The sequence below is a fragment of the Streptomyces sp. NPDC041784 genome, from assembly GCF_055591025.1.
Genome location: NZ_JBVJAB010000018.1, coordinates 1 through 18180 on the forward strand (window position 1 = coordinate 1; position 18180 = coordinate 18180).

9 protein-coding genes and 7 pseudogenes are annotated in these 18180 nt (G+C 69.3%); 11 read left to right on the forward strand and 5 right to left on the reverse strand.

Features of this window, described 5'->3' with window-relative positions:
- Window positions 1–124 precede the first annotated feature (124 nt).
- The gene (locus ACZ6D7_RS31945; protein WP_469498344.1) at window positions 125–2533 is read right to left on the reverse strand and encodes an ADP-ribosyltransferase domain-containing protein; all 2409 of its coding nucleotides are present in this window, start codon (window positions 2531–2533) and stop codon (window positions 125–127) included.
- A gap of 164 nt (window positions 2534–2697) precedes the next feature.
- Here ACZ6D7_RS31945 and ACZ6D7_RS31950 point away from each other — a divergent pair.
- The 3 genes and pseudogenes from ACZ6D7_RS31950 to ACZ6D7_RS31960 form a co-directional block, all read left to right on the forward strand.
- Window positions 2698–2867, forward strand: a pseudogene (locus tag ACZ6D7_RS31950) (telomere-protecting terminal protein Tpg); the annotation flags it as partial.
- 237 nt (window positions 2868–3104) lie between these two features.
- Entirely contained in the window at window positions 3105–3578 is a 474-nt protein-coding gene (locus ACZ6D7_RS31955) for a VOC family protein (RefSeq protein WP_469498347.1), read from the forward strand.
- A 219-nt stretch (window positions 3579–3797) separates the two neighbouring features.
- Window positions 3798–4367 carry an NADPH-dependent FMN reductase gene (locus ACZ6D7_RS31960; protein ID WP_469498350.1) on the forward strand — a complete coding sequence of 190 codons (570 nt, stop codon included), beginning with the start codon at window positions 3798–3800 and terminating at the stop codon, window positions 4365–4367.
- 323 nt (window positions 4368–4690) lie between these two features.
- Here ACZ6D7_RS31960 and ACZ6D7_RS31965 read toward each other — a convergent pair whose 3' ends face one another.
- Both ACZ6D7_RS31965 and ACZ6D7_RS31970 read right to left on the reverse strand, forming a co-directional pair.
- A complete protein-coding gene (locus tag ACZ6D7_RS31965; RefSeq protein WP_469498352.1) occupies window positions 4691–5014 on the reverse strand; it encodes a VOC family protein in 324 nt (107 codons plus the stop codon).
- A 514-nt stretch (window positions 5015–5528) separates the two neighbouring features.
- Window positions 5529–6314, reverse strand: a complete 786-nt coding sequence (locus ACZ6D7_RS31970) for an isochorismatase family protein (RefSeq protein ID WP_469498354.1) — start codon at window positions 6312–6314, stop codon at window positions 5529–5531.
- 3 nt (window positions 6315–6317) lie between these two features.
- Between ACZ6D7_RS31970 and ACZ6D7_RS31975 the strand changes: the two are divergent.
- The 4 pseudogenes from ACZ6D7_RS31975 to ACZ6D7_RS31990 form a co-directional block, all read left to right on the forward strand.
- Window positions 6318–6386 (forward strand): annotated as a pseudogene (locus tag ACZ6D7_RS31975) (hypothetical protein); the annotation flags it as partial.
- Between the two features lie 110 nt (window positions 6387–6496).
- Window positions 6497–6616, forward strand: a pseudogene (locus tag ACZ6D7_RS31980) (hypothetical protein); the annotation flags it as partial.
- Between the two features lie 258 nt (window positions 6617–6874).
- Window positions 6875–7204 (forward strand): annotated as a pseudogene (locus tag ACZ6D7_RS31985) (RNA-guided endonuclease InsQ/TnpB family protein); the annotation flags it as partial.
- 2 nt (window positions 7205–7206) lie between these two features.
- Window positions 7207–8328: pseudogene (locus ACZ6D7_RS31990) on the forward strand (IS1380 family transposase); the annotation flags it as partial.
- Between the two features lie 435 nt (window positions 8329–8763).
- On the opposite strand, the gene ACZ6D7_RS31995 reads toward ACZ6D7_RS31990, so the two are convergent.
- Both ACZ6D7_RS31995 and ACZ6D7_RS32000 read right to left on the reverse strand, forming a co-directional pair.
- Window positions 8764–10053 (reverse strand): vanadium-dependent haloperoxidase, encoded by a 1290-nt coding sequence (locus tag ACZ6D7_RS31995; protein ID WP_469498357.1) that lies wholly within the window; start codon window positions 10051–10053, stop codon window positions 8764–8766.
- Between the two features lie 375 nt (window positions 10054–10428).
- Window positions 10429–10729, reverse strand: a pseudogene (locus tag ACZ6D7_RS32000) (hypothetical protein); the annotation flags it as partial.
- Between the two features lie 268 nt (window positions 10730–10997).
- Here ACZ6D7_RS32000 and ACZ6D7_RS32005 point away from each other — a divergent pair.
- The 4 genes and pseudogenes from ACZ6D7_RS32005 (at window position 10998) to ACZ6D7_RS32020 (ending at window position 17699) form a co-directional block, all read left to right on the forward strand.
- Window positions 10998–14042 carry a S8 family serine peptidase gene (locus ACZ6D7_RS32005; protein WP_469498360.1) on the forward strand — a complete coding sequence of 1015 codons (3045 nt, stop codon included), beginning with the start codon at window positions 10998–11000 and terminating at the stop codon, window positions 14040–14042.
- Window positions 14043–14174: 132 nt separating this feature from the next.
- The gene (locus ACZ6D7_RS32010; RefSeq protein WP_469498362.1) at window positions 14175–14336 is read left to right on the forward strand and encodes a hypothetical protein; all 162 of its coding nucleotides are present in this window, start codon (window positions 14175–14177) and stop codon (window positions 14334–14336) included.
- A gap of 303 nt (window positions 14337–14639) precedes the next feature.
- A pseudogene (locus tag ACZ6D7_RS32015) lies at window positions 14640–16014 on the forward strand (IS1380 family transposase).
- Window positions 16015–16892: 878 nt separating this feature from the next.
- On the forward strand, window positions 16893–17699 hold the full coding sequence (locus tag ACZ6D7_RS32020; RefSeq protein WP_469498365.1) for an SDR family NAD(P)-dependent oxidoreductase: 807 nt from the start codon (window positions 16893–16895) through the stop codon (window positions 17697–17699).
- Window positions 17700–18180 lie beyond the last annotated feature (481 nt).

The window sequence follows — 18180 nt, forward strand, 5'->3', positions numbered from 1 at the left end:
CCCCCCCCCCCCCCCCCCCCCCCCCCCCCCCCCCCCCCCCCCCCCCCCCCCCCCCCCCCCCCCCCCCCCCCCCCCCCCCCCCCCCCCCCCCCCACGACCGTGGCCACCGTGGAACGGGGGCGGTTCAGGACACCACGGGAGCGGTGTCCGTGACCTCGCTCAGCCGGACCGTGCACAGCCCGCGGGGCTCGCTCTTCACCTCCGTCACCTTGAGCTGGGTACCTGGCGTAAGGATGTATTCCTCCTCGCCGGTGAAGGCGGAGAAGCTCTTGATCCCGACCGCCCGGGCCGGCGTCACCTCGAAGAGGGTCCGCTTGCCGCGACTGCCCAAGAACGTCCTGGCCACCTTCAGCTCGGAGGTACACGAGGAGACGCCCCACCAGGTGACCGTCCGGCCCACCGGGTACTGTGCCCGAAGGTCCAGCGACACCCCGCGCCACAGCGGCTGCGTGTAGGCGGGCAGCTTGGAGACCGCCGAGAACAGCAGCCGCAGGTACGGCAAGTAGGGTGTGACCCTCGCGCGGTCGGGGGAGCGCAGAACGCTGTTGATCTCGCGGTAGAAGGCTGACTCACAGGTGTAGAGGTGGAGCGCGGCGATCGCGTCGGCGGACAGACCGGCGCCGGCCGCCTGGTCTGCACGTTGCTTGCCGAAGTCGCGGGAGCGCCGGATGTGCCCGGCGAGCCCGGACAGCACCGCGGAGGCTGGGGCTACGGCGTCCTGGAAGTCCATCAGCGGGGTGTCGAAGACACCGGTGATCGCGGGCAGGACCAGGCCCTCGTCCTTGACGCTGGTGAGGCGCTCCAGGTACAGCTGGTGCAGGTTCATGGTCGACTCGATGAAAGCGCCCATGCGCGCCGCGACAACCCCGTCCGCACCGCCCGCGCCGGCTGCCTTCTCGTTCCACCCCTTGCTCGGCAGCCAGTCGATACCGTCGGCGCCCAGCGAGGTCAGAGCGTCGTTGACCTGGGCGAAGTGGTCGCCCTCGCAGAAGATGTCGCCCTGTGCCGCCGGGTTCGCGTGGTCGAGGTGTCGGACCTCGACGTCCGGGTACTTCTCCTGGAGTCGCAGGACGACCCGCTTCAGGCTGCGGGCGTGCGCCCCCCACCACGCGAACACGACCCCGCGGTCCTCCTCGGCCGCGTCCTGCTTGGCCTTGAGGATCTCCTCGACGATCCGCTCGGCGACCGGCCGCCAGAACGCCGTGTGCTGGTCGGCCCCCATCGCCCCGTCGCCGCTCGCGGTCAGCGACGCGTTCAGCAGGAGCACGCCCTGCGTCAGCATCGCCTGGAACCACTCCGGCGGCTGGACCGTATCCCGCTCCTTCAGCAGCGTCCGCACGTCGGCGATCGGGGTCTTCTTGGCGATGCCGTACTTCCACATCGCCGCCGCCTTGATGAGGCACCGGATGCTGACGACCCGGCCGAACTGGCTGTCCTTCCAGTCGCTGAAGGTGTTGTCGAACATGGCTATGCCGGTGGCGCTCTCCGGCCGCGGATACGGAACGGGGCCGAAGACCACGACCTTCCACTTGTGGGGCGGGTTCGGCTTGAGCGCCTGGAACGTCAGCTCGCGGACCGGGACCACCTCGTGGCTGCGGCCCTTCCCGATGAACCGCGCGGCGTCCGGCTGCGCCTCGATGACCGGCTTCAGCAGCGGGAGCCAGGCCTCCCCGCCACCGTCGAAGAGCTCGGTCAAGGCGAGGGGGTCGTTCACATCGGGCTGGGGCTGCGGCAGCTGGCCCGGAGCCGGGACGCCGGTCGTCGATCCGGTCATGGCGGAGGCGCTTTCGCTCGTCGTGGCAGAAGGAGAGGAAGGAGCGGGAGGAGCGGGAGCGGCAGTGCCGGACGCCGGCGCGGGGGCGACGGGCGTGACGGCCGCCGGCGGCACGATGCGCACCCGCTGGTCGACGGGCGTGTTCTCGATCCCGTGGAGCTGGGAGATGATCGTGGAACGCAGCTCGTCGTCGTCCTCGAACCAGTGGTCGTGGAAAAGCGTGTAGCCGGTCCACATCAGATTGGCGCACACCCGGGCCGGCACCTGGCCGGTCTGCGCCCCCAACCCGACCAGCGCCACCGACCGGATGCTGCCCGGCTTCTTCCAGTTCTGCCGGTGGACGGCCTGGAAAGCGGCAGCGCACGCCAGCGCCACGTTCAGCGTGGCGCTCACGTTCTGCGAGGACCGCACCATCGTCGGCGTCGATATCAGGTACCCGGGGACGGTCGCGCCGGACGGGACGCAGACAGCGCTGCCCACCGGCATGGGTCCGGCGAACCGATCGCGGATCGCCCGCTGGACGCGTACCTGGATGCCGGACCCCAGGTACCGCTTGATGACGGCGTCGACCCCGCCGTCCATCCGGCCCCGGGAGTTCGTGGGGGTGACCCAAGCGTCGACGTCCTCCTCGAGGATCGAGCCCTTGCGGATCTCGATGCCGGGGGTGTCGGCGAACGCGGCGCGCCACGCCTCCACCACACGCTCGTTGACGTCCGTCAGCACCACCCTGAGCGCGGGCAGCATACTGCTCTCGGTCATCGTCCACTCCTGTCGTGCAACAGCGGTTCCAAGACCTCGAACGTATCTCCCACCACTGACAACGCAGCCCCGGCAAGGGGACGATGACCTGCCGTCATGCTCCGGTGAGCCCGCACCGACCGGTGGCCGCACCCGCCCGTGTCCTACCGGCCGTGCACCCGCCGATGAGCATGTTCGGCGACGGCCTGGAGGCCGCGACGCAGAAGGCGTTCACCCGCCCGGCGCCCAAGACGCGCCCGCGCAGATGCGGTACCTGGTCAAGCGGCTCAAGGGCACCAAGACGGTTGCCCAGATGCTGCGGATCTCCCAGCGCACCGTCGAGCGGTACGTGAAGGACCCCGCCGCGGCCGGATCTGACAGCCAGACGGCCCAACCTGATGAGCCCCCGGTGTTGCTCACTCGGGCTTAACGTGGCTCGGCACCAGTAGGTGATCACGGAGCAGTAACCGCCTGTGACCAGCGATGACGAGGACGCCGAGATCCTTGTCCCACACCGACCGGAGGCACTTCCCGGTGAAGAGGCGCACTGCCTGAGAATGCCGCAAGGCCATGCGCGCCATACGCTCGACACATGTCCGACGTCACGTCTGCCGGCGCCGCAGCCGACGACCTCCCTGCACCGGCCGAGGGCATGGTGCTCACGCACTTCCTCACGGTCAGCGATGTCCCCCGCTCACGGGCGTTCTACGCCGACGTACTGGGTGGAAGGGTGGTGCTGGAAGAGAACCCCTGCATCATCAAGGCCGCCAACAGTTGGATCATCATGAATCCAGGCGGCGGGCCCACCGATGACAAACCCGATGTCGTCCTGCGCACACCGGACGACCCCAACACCGTCTCCAGCTTTCTGAACGTACGCGTGGCTGACATCCACGACTTCTATGCCACAGCGAAAGCCAAAGGGGCGGAGTTCCTTACCCCACCCATCGACCGACGCGCCGAACTGCGCTGCTACATGCGCGATCCGGACGGCTATCTCATCGAGGTGGGCCAGGCCACGGGGCTGCTCAAAGGCATCCTGGCGCGTACCGACACCGAAACCTGACGACGGCGCCCGACCGGAAAGGTGCCTCTAAGAAGCTGTTGTCGTGCCCAGTGGTTCGCGCGGCGGTCGCGACGTGAGTACCGGCAATTACGAGCCGCACGGAATGCGACTGAGTATGTCTGCGTCCGCTGACGGGTACGGTCGTCGCACTACCCTTGGGTAGATTTATGCGTCGTCCCGGGCAGGCTTTTTCCTAACGAACCCTGTGAGGCGTGTCTGATGGATACCTACGACGTCGGCTACTTCGTCGGCAGCCTGTCTTCGACTTCGATCAACCGGGTGTTGTCCAAAGCCCTGATCCGGCTGGCGCCGGAGGACTTGCGGTTCACCGAGATCCCGATCGGGAATCTGCCGTTGTACAGCCCTGACTACGACAGCGACTACCCGGCGGAGGCCCTCGCCTTGAAGGCGGCGATCGCGCGGTCGAACGCTGTGCTGTTCGTGACGCCGGAGTACAACCGGTCGATTCCGGGTGCGCTGAAGAACGCGATCGACTGGGCCTCGCGGCCTTGGGGGCAGAACTCCTTCGATCACATCCCCGCCGCGATGATCGGCGCCTCGATCGGACAGATCGGCACCGCGGTCGCCCAGCAGAGCCTGAGGGCGGTGATGGCGTTCTGCAACGCCAGGCAGATGACCGCGCCCGAGGCGTACATCAAGTTCACGCCGGAGGTGTTCGGCGATGACGGTGAGGTCAGGGACGAGTCGACCCGCGCGTTCCTCGGCGACTTCATGGCGGAGTTCCGCGAGCATGTCGTCCGCGTGCTGACCGTGCTGCCGCGAGGGTGAAGGGCGCCGAGCGGCAGGGCGGCAACGGTCAGTCGGTGACGAAGTTTCCAGGGCGGCGGTAGTCGGTAGTCCAGTTCCGCGTAGTCGCGGTGCCCGGCTGTGCCGGCGTGCACCAGGGGACAGATCGGAAGCGCCGGAGGCCCCAGGTGGTGGGGGCGGACGGTGACGCTCACGAGGGCCTTTCGGTGTCGATGCAAGCTCCGTCGCGGGATGCCTGGGTGCTTGACGGCGAGGTCGCATCGGCGCGTACGGGGTGGCGGCTGACGATGGAGAGTCCGTTGAACGAATTGGTGGGGCGTCGAGCGCGGTGACCGGCCCGGACATCACAGCACCTTGTGTCCGTACATCTCGCCGAGCGGGTCGGCAATCAGCTCGATGCGGGCACCATCGGGATCGCGGAAGTACATCGACGCGTCGCTGTGCGTGACGTAGTCGATGCCGGCCTCGTCGAAGCGACGTACGATCTCGGTCCAGCGGTCGGGCTCCATCGAGATCGCGATGTGGTGGAGCCCGCCGAGCACCTCCGCGTACGGGCCGACGTCGAGGCCGGGGAAGTCGAAGAACGCCAGGAGGTTGCCGAACGTCCAGCCGGCCAGCCAGGGACCGAACGACGAGCGGGCGGCGAGACCCTCGGAGTTGGTGAGCACGAGGGTAGGGACGCCGCCAGCGTGTGATTGCCTCCTGCGCGATGTGCGCCAACTCGGCGGTGACGTCGCGCGCGTGGAGCGCCTCCGGGGCGTGGGCCCAGGACTCGCCTCGGGCATGGACAGGCAGCCCGGCTACCGTATGCGGTTCGTGTTCGCCCTGGCCGTCGTGCTGATCAGCGCGGCCCCTGTCCGGCCGATCAAGAGCGTGAAGTGAAGCCCCGGGTCAAGAGCCCTTCTGTCGGCACCGGCCTTCTCGCGTGACGGCAGACGGGGCTGTTCGCGGCGTGGCCAATGCCGTTGCGGCCTCACGCGCAAATGCCCTGTGTCAGAACCCCTGAACTGTGACGTCCTGTGACGAGTGGCGCTGTGGCGGAAACGGCCTGTCTCTCCGAGGGCCCGGTCAGCGGAGCGGGAGGGGCCGGCTGCCGGGGTACTCCGTGCCGGTCCGCCTGGCTTGCGGCGATCGCCCGCTCGAACGATGCGGCCGCGCGGAAACCCTGGGTGTGCGGTCCTATTAGGCGGCCGGCTCGGCGGCAGGCTGGGCGGTGAAGTCCACTTTCACGGCCGGGAGCACCTGGATCGTGCGGCCGGCGTAGGCAATCGTTGCGAAGACGGCGTTGTGGTGGACGACCACCTGGGCCGCGCTCGGCAGCGGACTGTCGGCGGGGCGCTGTGGGGTCGTGTGGCCGTCGGCGACGAGGACGAGGTCGTAGCCGCGCGAGAGCGCGCTGCGGCTGGTGGAGTCGACGCAGTACTCGGTTGCGAAGCCGGTGACGACCACCCGCCGGACGCCGCGTTCGCGCAGGAGCCCGTCGAGCGGCGTGTCCAGGAAGGAGTCGGCGCTGTCCTTGCCCAGCACGGTGTCGTCCGGCTGCGGGGCCACCGCCGGATGGATGTCCAGCAGTTCGTCCGGCACTCCGGGGAGGTCGGCCCGCTGGCGCAGGTAGAGAACGGGTGCGCCGGCTGCGCGGGCGCGCTCGGCGAGTCTGGCGACGCGAGCAAGGCAGGCCTCGGCGTCGTGCGCTCCTGCCACCAAGGCGCCCTGCAAGTCGACAATGAGCAGCGCGGTATCCGGCACGTCCGCCAGCTTATCCGCCAACCCCGTCACTGCGTCACCGCCCGCTCCGCAGCCGCACCGAGGCTGGTCTGCGACTTGCCACCGCTTGGCGAGGGCGGCGAGGCCGTCCTGGTCCTTGCGGCGCGGCACCGTCTTGAGGGTGATGCCGAGGACGGAACGGGACCAGTCGACGAGGGTTCCGCCGTAGGCGGAGTCCACCCAGGCATCGGCGTCGATGACCACTCCGTGTTCCGCACCGACCCCTGGGGCCGGGCCGAACGCTCCCTGGACTCCCCGCGGCTGTGGGTATACGGCGGTGAACGGCCCACCGAGGAGGGCCGCAGACTCCGCACGGTCCACAAGACCATCAGCGGCAGCGACACTCGGGGCCGCGCCTGTCACGCCTGGACCCCCACCTACTGCGCCTGGGTGCACGCCCCGCCTACCCGGTCTTCCTGTGTGCCGCGAAGTACCTGGCCCGTCCCCTCGGTGAGGACGAAGAGTGGCGCCTCTATGACGAGTTGCTGCAACTCGGCGACATTCTCAGCATCAACCGCCGCGACGTGCCGGCGACCCCGGACGCCCCACTGGCCCTACATCGACCTGGACTCCCCGGGACACGGCTGCGTTGCCTCGGCGCTGTGGTCCGCATCGTCGTTCCCCTGCTGCGGGAGCGCCTGCGTGTCTGCCCGTGGCGCGCGCGGCCCGTCGTACCGCGCGCGGCTGACCGGGCAACCGCCTCCGCAACCGCGGGTCAGTGTTGCGGAGGAGCCGGGCGGGGCCACGAGGGACCTCGGCGGACCTGGCGGATGACTCCGGGCGGGAAGCTGCGCCTGCCGAAGATCGGCGACCTCAAGGTGAAGTGGCCCCGTTCCCTGCCGTCCACCCCGACCACCGTGACCGTGGTCAAGGACGCGGCCGGTCGGTACTTCGCGGGCTTCGTCGCAGAGACGGACGCCTCGCAGGTGCTGCCGGAAACGACGCCCGAGATCGGCATCGGCCTCGGCATCGGCCACTTCGCAGTCCTCTCCGACGGAACCAAGGTCGACAGCCCGCGCTTCCTCCGCCGGGCCGAGAAGCACCTGAAGAAGGCGCAGCGGGAACTGTCCCGCAAGCAGAAGGGCTCCAGCAGCAGCCGGGGGTGTTCGGCCCGGTCGCCTTCGATCCGACGGTCTCCCGTGTGATCGGCGCCCTCGCCGCCTCCGGCGAGAAGGCACTGACCGCGATTCGCGCCGCACGTTCCGAAGTCCGCAAAAGAGTATGGGAGTTGGTCGGCGAGCGGGCTCCGGATGCCGGCGGGCAGGTGACCGTGGACCTGGACGGGGTCCTGGTCGTCGCGCACTCGGACAAGCAGGACGCGGCCCCGACCTGGAAGAAGACCTACGGACACCATCCGCTCATGGGCTTCGTCGACCACGGCCCGGGAGGAACCGGCGAACCTGTCGCAGCCCTCCTTCGGCCCGGCAACGCGGGCTCGAACACGGCCGCCGACCACATCACCGTCGCTCGCCTCGCCCTCGCTCAACTGCCCAAGAAATACCGGCGGGGACGGCGGACACTGATCCGCTGTGATTCCGCGGGCGGCACCCACGAGTTCGTGGCCTGGCTCGCACGGCGCGGACGCTGGCTGTCCTACTCGGTCGGCATGGTGATCACCGAGGCCATCCACGAGCACGTTCTGAAGATCCCCGCATCGGCCTGGACGGCTGCGGTCGAATCGGACGGCGAGGTCCGTGAAGGGGCCTGGGTCGCCGAACTCACCGGTGACCTGCTCGACGGCTGGCCGCAGGGCATTCGGTTGATCGTCCGCAAGGAACGGCCCCATCCCGGAGCCCAGTTGAGGATCACGGACGCGGACGGCATGCGGATCACCTGCTTCGCCACCAACACCCTCAACCAGCCGATCGCCGGACTCGAACTCCGCCACCGGTTGCGGGCCCGCGCGGAGGACCGCATCCGGGCCGCGCGTGCGACCGGCCTGCGTAACCTGCCCCTGCACGACACCGCGCAGAACGGCATCTGGCTGGAGGTCGTCCAGATCGCCCTCGATCTGCTGGCCTGGATGCCCATGCTCGCCCTGACCGGCCAGACCCGGCTCTGGGAACCCCGCCGCCTGCGACTCCGCCTGTTCTCCGCGGCCGGCCAGCTCGTCACCACCGGCCGATGCCGCATCCTCCGCCTCGCCCGCCACTGGCCCTGGACCCGCGAGATCACAGACGCCCTCGAACGGCTCGCACCCCTGCCAAACCCTGGCTGACCAGCCAACTCACCTGTCCTTGCAAGACAACGTGCCAGCCCGGAGCAGTGGAACCCGGCGTCCACCCGAGACGACACCCGGGCCCTCAACCTGCCCGGCCTCAGCCACCGACAACAAAATGGGCCCCCGACTCCGTCGGCGGCCCATCAGGAAAGATCGAGGCTAGAACGGCTGGCCTCGCGCTTTCGGGAGGTGGGCTGTCCGAGCGGCAACGGAGTTCCTCATAGGCAGGAGATCGACCAAGATCCTTCTGTCGCATGAGGAACTCCGTTGGGTGCTCAGTGTTGCGCCCTGCCCGCAACGACCACCATTTCCTGGTCGGAGACCAGTCATCCTTTCCGCGGCCCGTCCCCGCTGAGCTGTGCTTCGGTCGCCGTCCCGGTGTCGGTGCTGTCCCGAGCCGTCCTCCCGGCGGTGATGGAAGGGACGGCCGCGTCAGCGCCGCTGGAAGGCGCGGTTCAGGACGTCGGGGGTGACCGCCAGCGCGAGCCGGTGCCCGTGCTCGGAGGCGAAGCGGTAATGCACGCCGGCCCAGATTCGTGCCTCCAGGAGTTCGGCTGTCGCCGCCTGAAGGCTGTCGTAGTGGCGGGTCGTGCCGGAGGCGGGGCTGTACGCGGCGAAGGTGAGGTCGTCACGGCCGAAGAACGACCCCAGGGCCGTCATGACCGCCGTGGTGAAACAGGCGTGGCCCGACGGGTACTCCGGCGACGGGGCGGTGACCCGCAGCGGCGTCCAGTCCGGGTCGGGATCGGTGGCCGCGTTGCCGTCGGTGCCGGCGAGCGGAATGGCCGTCACCGGGCGCCAGAAGTTCCAGTGCGCCTTGGCCTTGTAGCAGGCGATCAGGGTGTCGGCGGAGGCCACGTACACCATGGCGAGCAGCCGCGCCGTCCGGAGGCTGCTGAGGCGGTGCGCGCCGGCGAGTTGCCGGGTGATCGACCATTCGACCATCCGGGGGTCGTCCCACCAGATCGCCGCCTCGGTCTGGTCCTCGGTGCGGACGGTGCTGGTGGCCGCGCCGAGGCTCTTGACCTCGTTCAGGTCGCGGGCCCAGGCGGTGCCGGTCAGGGCCGGCGGGGCCTTGACCCGGTAGGCGCCGGCGTCGGGGATGACGAACGGCTTCAGGTTCGGCACCCAGGCGCCGACGTTGACGTAGCCGGGCGGGGTGAGCCGGTATTCGCCCGGCTCGGTGCCGACGGTCCACGGCGCGGTGGGGTCGAAGCCGTCGTCACGGCGGCTCTCGGTCATCGCCGCGGCGGCGGCCCTGCCGACGGCCACCCCGCCGTCCTCGGCGTGGCCGTCGGGGATCGCGGCCAGCGCCTCGTCGTACCGGGCGTGCAGCGACTCGGCCTGCGCGGGGAAGAGCCACAGCAGCGTGTCGTGGGCGGCCGCGGCCACCGCCGCGGCGGTGGAGTCCCCAGGGCGGCTGCGGGGCGCGCTGATCAGGGGCTCATACGGACGGCCGGCGACGGCGTTGACCGCGTCGTACACGGCGCCCTGCACAATGGCGAAGCTGCGGGTGCTGGTGGTGGGCGACTGCTTGAGGGTGTCGTAGATGGCGGTCTGAGCGTGGATGTTCCAGGCGATGACGGGATTGCCCGGGGCGGCCTCCACGCCGCTGTGCGCCTCGGCGGTGGTGGCCGTCAGTGGGACGGTCAGGGCGAGTACGGTGAGGACCGCGATACGGCGTAACCCTCTGAATGATCCGGCGAGCGGACGTTGTGTCACGAGACCCCCAGGGGGCTTGTCGGTGACAGATCGTCAGAGCCTATCGGCGGAGGTCAGTTTTGTCGTTACATCGACAATCATCGACAATCCGACGGGATTCACACCCGGATGTCCGTCACCTCGGCGACGAATGCGTGGGCTCCCACCGCAAGCCCCCGGGTGTTGCTGGAACTCATCAACACCGTTCCCCGCGAACTTCCGGTGGTGTCCGCGTCGCGCGAAGCTGTACTCGGTGCTCGCCGTGGCGCCTCTGGCCGGTGCCGGACAGAGCGAGACCGTCGCCTGCTGCGGCGAGCTGCCCGTCCAGCCGTGAGGGTCGCTGCCAGTGTCTCGACTGTGTGAGGGTCCGTCAGTAGTTGCACATACCCGACGGGCACGGCCGGGTTGGGTTCGCGGCTTGCGGGCCGTGCGTTTTTTGTGGGTGGCGCCATGGGGGGGTGCGGCCGCGTGGTGCGGGCGGGATCTGTTCGTCGTGGGCGAGTCGGCCGCTGGCCGTGAACGTATCGGTGTCGCAGGTGGGTTGGTGTTCTCGTGCGGTCTCAGGGTTGGTCTCGGAGCAGTGGCCGGCGCCTGCCAGGGCCTGTTTGGGGTGGGCGGCGGTGTTCGCCGCGGGCTGGTCGAGCTTGCTGGTGTAGTTCAGCGGGTCTGAGGGGTGGGTCGTTGCGTCGGCGGCCGTGGGGTGCAGGCCCGACCGACAGGCCGACGCCTTCCGCGCCGGCGCGACGCGGGCCTCGCCGGCAAAAGCGCATCCTCTGTGGCCCCGTGGACATCAGTAACAACGTGTGAACCTCTTATTAACTGACGTCACGTTAGGTGGGAGCGTGCTCCCCCGCGTCCCGGAGGGAGCGTCGATGTTAATGGGAGCGCTCCCATCAGGGGAGCTGGTGGAAGGGAGTCTCGTGGCTACGAGCACACGAACCCTGCGACGGAGGCTGGCGATACCCTTGCTGGCCCTCGTCCTGGCCGGTGGCGGCACGGTCGCCGCTCGGGGTACGGCAACGGCGGCACCCGCCGAGCCGGACACCCCGGCAGGCAGCGGTGCCAGCTCCGGTCTGCGACCCGAGGGAGACCGGGTTGATCTGACCGGGGGCGCCGGCCGGTTCAGACCGGGCCAGAGCGGTAAGTCCGAGGCAGAGCAGAAGCAGACGCCCGCCGGCCGCACTGCGTACATTGTGGAGCTCGCCGAGGATCCGGTGACGACGTACACGGGCAGGGTTTCGGGGCTGGCCCGGACCCGCCCGGCACCGGGCGAGCAGCTGGAACCGCAGTCGGGGGCGGCGAAGGCGTACCGGAAGCATCTGGGTACCCGGCGGACGGCCGTGGCCAAGGCAGCCGGTATTACGGTCAACGAGGTCTACACCACGGCCTTCAACGGGTTCTCCGCCACGCTGACTTCCGCTCAGGTCAAGGCGCTGAAGGCGGACAAGCGGGTCCGTTCGGTCACTGAGTCACAGATGGTCAGTCTCAGCCAGGCGTCCCTGGGTGACACCACGCCGCAGTCGACGACCGGCAGAGCAACAGGCGCAGCCGAAACAGCCACGACTGCGGCATCGGCAACCGGCGCCCAGGCGACCAGCGCGCAGGAGTCCGCCACGCGGAAGCCGGGCCGAAGCACCGGCGCCGGGATGGTGATCGGCGTCCTGGACACCGGTATCTGGCCGGAAAGCCCGTCGTTCGCCCGGAAGATGTCTGCCCCGGCGGGCTGGCACGGCACCTGCCAGACCGGCGACAGATTCGTCGCCGAGCACTGCAACGGCAAGATCGTCGGCGCCCGGTACTTCGCCGACACGTTCCTCGCGGCCCGTGGCGCGCTGCCCGAGGGCGAGGCGCTCTCCCCCCGGGACATGGGCGGGCACGGTTCGCACACGGCGTCCACCGCCGCCGGCCTGCCCGTCGACGACGTCACCATCGCGGGGCGGAACTTCGGTTCGATCTCCGGTGTGGCCCCGGACGCGCAGATCGCCGTCTACAAGGTCCTGTGGGGCGGCATGGGGTACGACGCCGACATCATCGCGGGCATCGACGCCGCGATCGCCGACGGCGTACACGTCCTGAACTACTCGATCGGGAGCCTGATGGGGGACGCCGAGCCCAACACGCCCATCGGCAACGCCTTCCTCAACGCCACGGTGGCCGGAGTCTTCGTCACGGCTGCGGCCGGCAACACCGGCTTCAGCAGCGCGGTCAGCAACACCCAGCCATGGGTCACCACGGTCGGCGCGGCGGTGACCAAGGCCAACGCAGGAACCGTCCGGCTCGGCGACGGCACCTCGCTTACCGGCGCCACCCTGGACGTGCTGCCCGGCGGCCGATCCCTGCCGCTGGTCTTCGGCGAGCAGGCGGGCACGTTGGACGAGGGCTCGGCGTACTGCTCGCCCGGCAGCCTGGACCCGGCGAAGGTGAAGGGCAAGGTGGTCGCCTGTGCCCTCGACAACCCTTACGACGCGGTGAACGAACTCAAAGCCAAGGGCGCCGCGGCCATGGTCCTCTTCGCCCCGAACGGCAACTTCAGGGTCAACAGCGTCTACGAGTTCCCGGTGCTCTACCTGAACACCAAGGAACAGGCCGGCAAGATCTTCAACTACCTGATGAGGCACCCCGCCGACGCCACCGCACGACTCACCTCCAGCAGCAACGGCTCCACAGCGCCGAGCGTCGCGGACTACTCCTCGACGGGGCCGGACAAGAACCACTCCGGGCTCATGAAGCCCGACCTGATCGCCCCCGGCAGCGACATCATCGCGGCCGTCTCCCCGCCGGGGAACTTCGGCCGGCAGTACGACGCGTACTCGGGGACCTCGATGGCGGCCCCGCACGTGGCCGGTGAGGCCGCGATCCTGCGGGCCGAGCATCCCGACTGGACGCCCGGAGCGATCGCCTCGGCGCTCCACACCACCGCCGACACCGTGGGCAACACCAGTCCCCTGGCCCAGGGCAGCGGGCTGTCGTCGCTGAAGCGGGCCGCCGATCCGGGGCTGGTCATCGAGCCGGACGTCAAGAGCCTGATCGCCTTCAGTGACGCGGCTCAGCCCGACGGCCGCGAGCTGAACCTGCCGTCGATCGCGCTGCGCGAGTACGACGGGACCAGGCCGGTGGTGCTGACCCGCAAGCTGACCAACGTCGGCAGCAAGCGGGAGACCTACCGTGCCACGACCAGCGACCTGGAGGGCATGCAGGTCAGCGTCTCACCAGCGGTGGTGACGGTGGCACCGGGCAAGACCGCCTCGGTCACCATCACCCTGCGGCGCGGCAGCGCACCGTGGGACCGCTACGTCACCGGCGCGATCACCTGGCGCAGCACCGCCCATCAGGTGCGGATTCCGGTGGCCGCGCGCCCGTGGGGCATCACGCCCCGGCAGTACGACGACAATCTGGAGGAGTTCGGCCGGCTCGCCGACGGCGCCTACGGCATGCTCGAGCCCGGCTTCACCGGCCCGGTCTCCGGCCGGTCGACCGGTTACGCCCCCTTCCGGTGGGAGTCGTACTCGATGCCGACCGGGGTCCGCGGTGGGGTCTTCGACCAGAAGGCCCTCGGAGTGCAGGCGCACTCCTTCAAGGTGCCGGCGGGCAGCGCCGGAATCGTCGTGCGGGCCGAGACCGACGCCCCGGACGCCAACCTCGACCTTTGGTTGTTCAAGGGCGACAGGCTGGTCTACCGGAGCGCCGCCAGCTGGAGCAGCTCCGAGCGGGCCTGGGTTTTCATGCCGGAGGCGGGCACGTACACGGCGTATGTCTTCGCGCAGGACGCCAGCGGCCCGGTCCTCGACTACCGGCTGGGCCACGTCATCCTCAGCCGTAACGGCCACTACAGGCCGGCGACGCTGAAACTGCCGACCGCAGTGGAGCGCGGCACGACACCGCCGTACAAACTGCGGCCTGACGCTCCGCTGAAGCCGGACCTCGAGTACTGGGCGTACACCGAGTTGCGCACCAAGGGGCAGCTGGTTCCTGGCCAGTTGGTGTCCACGACCCAGGACTCCTGGCAGTGACGCAGTAATCCCCCGGGGGCCACGGCTACCCGAGGGGCCGGTGGGGCGGGGCCGAACGGCTCCCGCCCCACCGGCTCACTCACGTCCCGGACTCCACCCTCGCCCGGCCACGGCCCGGGGGTGCGGGCGGCAATGAAGTCGTCGCTCAGCAAACGAGATGATCGCGAGCTTCGAGAAGCCGAGCGCCGCGAGACCTACGACGAAACTGCCCTGCGCGCGCCACTCGACTCCGTCCTCACCAGTGGGCAGGGCGGCGTCGATGAAATGCCCCATACGGTCCCGGTAGGGATTTGATACCACTACCCCGACTGAGACGAAGCGGCCACACCTTCCGGTATTCGAGCCGCCGATCGGTGTCGTCCGCCCCAGTGCACCGAGCCCGCACCGCAGCGCCCCCGCGAGGAGGCGGATCACCTGGGGCTGTCAACCGGGCAGCGAAAGCGCTCGGCAAGCAGGCGGCAAGTGCATGTTCTGACCTCGGACTTTCACGAGGTGGGCTGTCCAAGAGTTGATCAGAAACACGGAAAGTGCCCTTGACCTGCAACGATAGGACTTGCTGAGGGTCCTGTTGGCTGCAAGGAAAAGAGCCCTTTCCAGGTGAGAGAGCCTATCTCGTCGTACCCACGTGTCCGTGTCCAGGGAGACGGTCGGCAGGTGGTCTCGCAGGCCGGTGCGGTCCTGCTGCTGGAGACGGTCCGCAAAACGGGTCTTGACCAGGCGATATCCGCAGCTCTCGGTCCGTGGCGGAAGCCGCGGGCCGTTCACGATCCCGGCAAGATCGTCCTGGACCTCGCGCTAGCGGTCGCGCTGGGCGGGGACTGCCTCGCGGATGTCGCCACGCTGCGGTGTGAGCCAGCCGTCTTCGGCCCGGTCGCCTCCGACCCGACCGTCTCCCGCCTGATCGACACCCTCGCCGCATCCGGCGAGAAAGCCCTGCAGGCCATCCGGTCCGCACGCTCCGAAGTCCGCAGCCGGGTCTGGTCGTTGGCCGGCGAGAACGCCCCGGACGCCGACGGTCAGGTCACCGTCGACCTGGACGGCGTCCTCGTGATCGCCCACTCCGACAAGGAGGACGCGGCCGCGACCTGGAAGAAGACCTACGGCCATCACCCGCTGATGGCCTTCGTCGACCACGGCCGGGGCGGAACCGGAGAGCCCGTCGCCGCTCTCCTCAGACCGGGAAACGCAGGCTCCAACACCGCCGCCGACCACATCACCACCGCCCAACTCGCCCTGGCCCAACTGCCCAAGCAGTACCGGCGAGGACGGCAGACGCTGATCCGCACGGACTCCGCCGGCGGCACCCACGACTTCGTGTCCTGGCTCGCGAAGCGCGGCCGATGGCTGTCCTACTCGGTCGGCATGGTGATCACCGAGATCATTCACCGGCATGTGCTGAAGATCCCGACCCCGGCGTGGACACCGGCCGTCGAGGTCGACGGCAAGGTCCGTGACGGAGCCTGGGTCGCCGAGCTCACCGGCAGCCTGCTGGACGGCTGGCCGAAGGGAATGCGGCTGATCGTCCGCAAGGAACGGCCGCATCCCGGGGCCCAGTTGAGGATCACCGACGCAGACGGCATGCGGATCACGTGCTTCGCGACCAACACCCCGGACCGTCCCATCGCCGAGCTCGAGCTCCGGCACCGGCTGCGGGCCCGCGCCGAGGACCGGATCCGGTCCGCCCGGTCCACCGGCCTGCGCAACCTGCCCCTACACCACACCCCGCAGAACAAGATCTGGTTGGAGATCGTCCAGATCTCTCGACCTGCTGGCCTGGATGCCCATGCTCGCCCTGACCGGCCAGACCCGGCTCTGGGAACCCCGCCGCCTTCGGTTCCGCCTGTTCTCCGCAGCCGCCCAACTCGTCACCACCGGCCGGCGCCGCATCCTCCGACTCGCCCGCCACTGGCCCTGGACCGATGAGGTCACAGACGCCCTCGAACGTCTTGCACTCCTACCGAACCCCGGCTGACCAGCACCCTTCCCGCCCATACGAGGGAGCCAGCACAGACCGGAGCAGTGGAACCCGGCGTCCACCCGAGACGACACGCGGCTCCTCGGCCTGCCCACCATCAGCCACAGAAAGCGAAACGGCCCACCGACTCCGTCGGCGGACCGTCACGAAAGATCGAGGTTAGGCTCGGGAGGATGTCAATGGACGAATATCGCCCACACCTGCGTGGCACAGCTGCGCATGGGAACGCTCAAAGCGCCGACAAGGAAGGTACGTTGCCCAGCTGCCCCCCAGACATACGCCCGCAGCCACGCTGGGCCATTTCCCACCTGATCAGTTCGGCAAGCTGATCACCGGGCTGCGACGCAAAGGAGCGGATTCGGCGCTGGTCCGTCCTGCTGACCATCCACGTAGTCGGTTCCGAGACGGCCGCCCGCGTCCTGGCTGCCGTCGGCGGCAATCTCGAACGCCCGTGTTCCGAGGCGGCCTTCGCCCATCTGAGCGGAGTCGCCCCGCCCCAGCCTCCTCCGGACGTCGGGACCGTCTCCGGCTCAACCGTGGAGGCACCGCTCCGCCAACTCGGCCCTCTACCGCATCGCCGTCGTCCCCATGCAACGTGCTCAAGTATCACGCGAGCATGCCGCCAGCTGCGCTGCCCCGGGTCTGCAGAGGAAGGAAATCGTCTGCTGCCCCAAGCGCTGCGTCGCCCGCGACGTCTACAACGCCCGCACCAGGAGAATCGCCCACTCAGCAGCACATGATCACCCGTCAGCAACCGCTGCCTGGCATCCGTATGAGCATTCTTCCCATGCCCTGTCTCAAAGTCGTCAGGGACGGTTCGCCGGGATCTAGGCTCGTTTGTGCTTCGTGATCCCGGAGGAGGGCGCTGAACAGCAGTGATGAACAAGCGAGTGGTCATCGTGACCGGTGGAGGTTCAGGCATCGGGGAGGCGACGGCCCGGCTGCTGAGCGAGCGCGGCCACCACGTGGTCGTGTCCGGCCGGCGCAGCGAGCCCCTGCGCCGCCTCGAAGCCGAGACCGGGGTGCTGGCCTATCCGTCCGATGTGGGTGAGCCCGAAGCGGCCGAAGGTCTCGTCCAGGCAGCCCTGGCCGCCCACGGACGACTCGACGGACTTGTGCTCAACGCGGGCATCGGGCGCGGCGGAGCTGTGGGCGACCTGTCGTTGGAGGACTGGGACGAGGTGATGCGCACCAACCTCACTGGCCCGTTGATGCTCCTGCGCGCGGCGCTCCCGCACCTGCTGGAGGTGGGCGGGGCGGTGGTCGGTGTCGCTTCGGTGTCCGCGCTGCGCAACGGCACGAGCAACGCCCCGTACGCCACTTCCAAGGCGGCTCTGCTCCAGCTCTGCCGCTCCGTCGCCGTCGACTACGGGCGTCAGGGCGTGCGGGCCAACGTCGTGTGTCCCGGCTGGGTACGCACCGAGATGGCCGACCGGCGTATGGCGCGTTTTGCGGAGGAAGCGGGCCTTGAGGGTGGTGTCGATGCTGCCTACGATGCGGCGACAGCGCTCCTGCCCATGGGCCGGCCGGGCGAACCGTGTGAAGTCGCCGAGGTGATCGACTGGTTGCTGTCCCCGGCGGCGTCGTACGTCAACGGCTCGGTCCTCACCGTCGACGGCGGCGCGACGGCCCTCGATCCCGGGACTCTCGGGTTCGACTTCCGCATCACCCGACGCAGCTAGGCCTGCTTCTCGATGGAGGGCTGCCGGCATGCTGAGTTCGGGGTGGCCTCCGTGCGGGCGGTGTCCAGGAACTGCCTGAAGTGTCTGACGTCGCCTCCGAGGTCGCGGACGAAGGTCTCTAGGACGGCGTGGGGCGGCAGGATGTGCGGCGTGCGGACCGCAGTGCGGAACCGTTCGGCCGCGGGTAGGGGCGTCTCGTCCGGCTCCACAGGGGCTGGTGCCCGATTCCTTTCGCCCGTCTGCCGTCGACTCGGGAAGAGCCGGGCAGCCGCGGCCCAGGGCGTCAAGGTCGTTCGTACAGTGCCGCACAGGTTCTTCGGCTGTCGCATGGCGATCTGAGGCGCTCTCCCGAAAAAGACAGCAAGGCTGTCAGCAGCAGGCAGACGTGTCGTACAGGCAAGTTTGCGTCCAGAAAGTCTGTGGGTGGCTGGGGGATGTTCGTATCGCCAATGGACATGCCCGACCCGGTCGGTCGCGGTGC

Bases quoted from the DNA above. Each gene is read 5' to 3' on its own strand.
- ACZ6D7_RS31945 (WP_469498344.1), bottom strand. From the start codon at position 2,533: ATGACCGAGAGCAGTATGCTGCCCGCGCTCAGGGTGGTGCTGACGGAC.
- ACZ6D7_RS31955 (WP_469498347.1), top strand. From the start codon at position 3,105: ATGTCCGACGTCACGTCTGCCGGCGCCGCAGCCGACGACCTCCCTGCA.
- ACZ6D7_RS31960 (WP_469498350.1), top strand. From the start codon at position 3,798: ATGGATACCTACGACGTCGGCTACTTCGTCGGCAGCCTGTCTTCGACT.
- ACZ6D7_RS32010 (WP_469498362.1), top strand. From the start codon at position 14,175: ATGAAGTCGTCGCTCAGCAAACGAGATGATCGCGAGCTTCGAGAAGCC.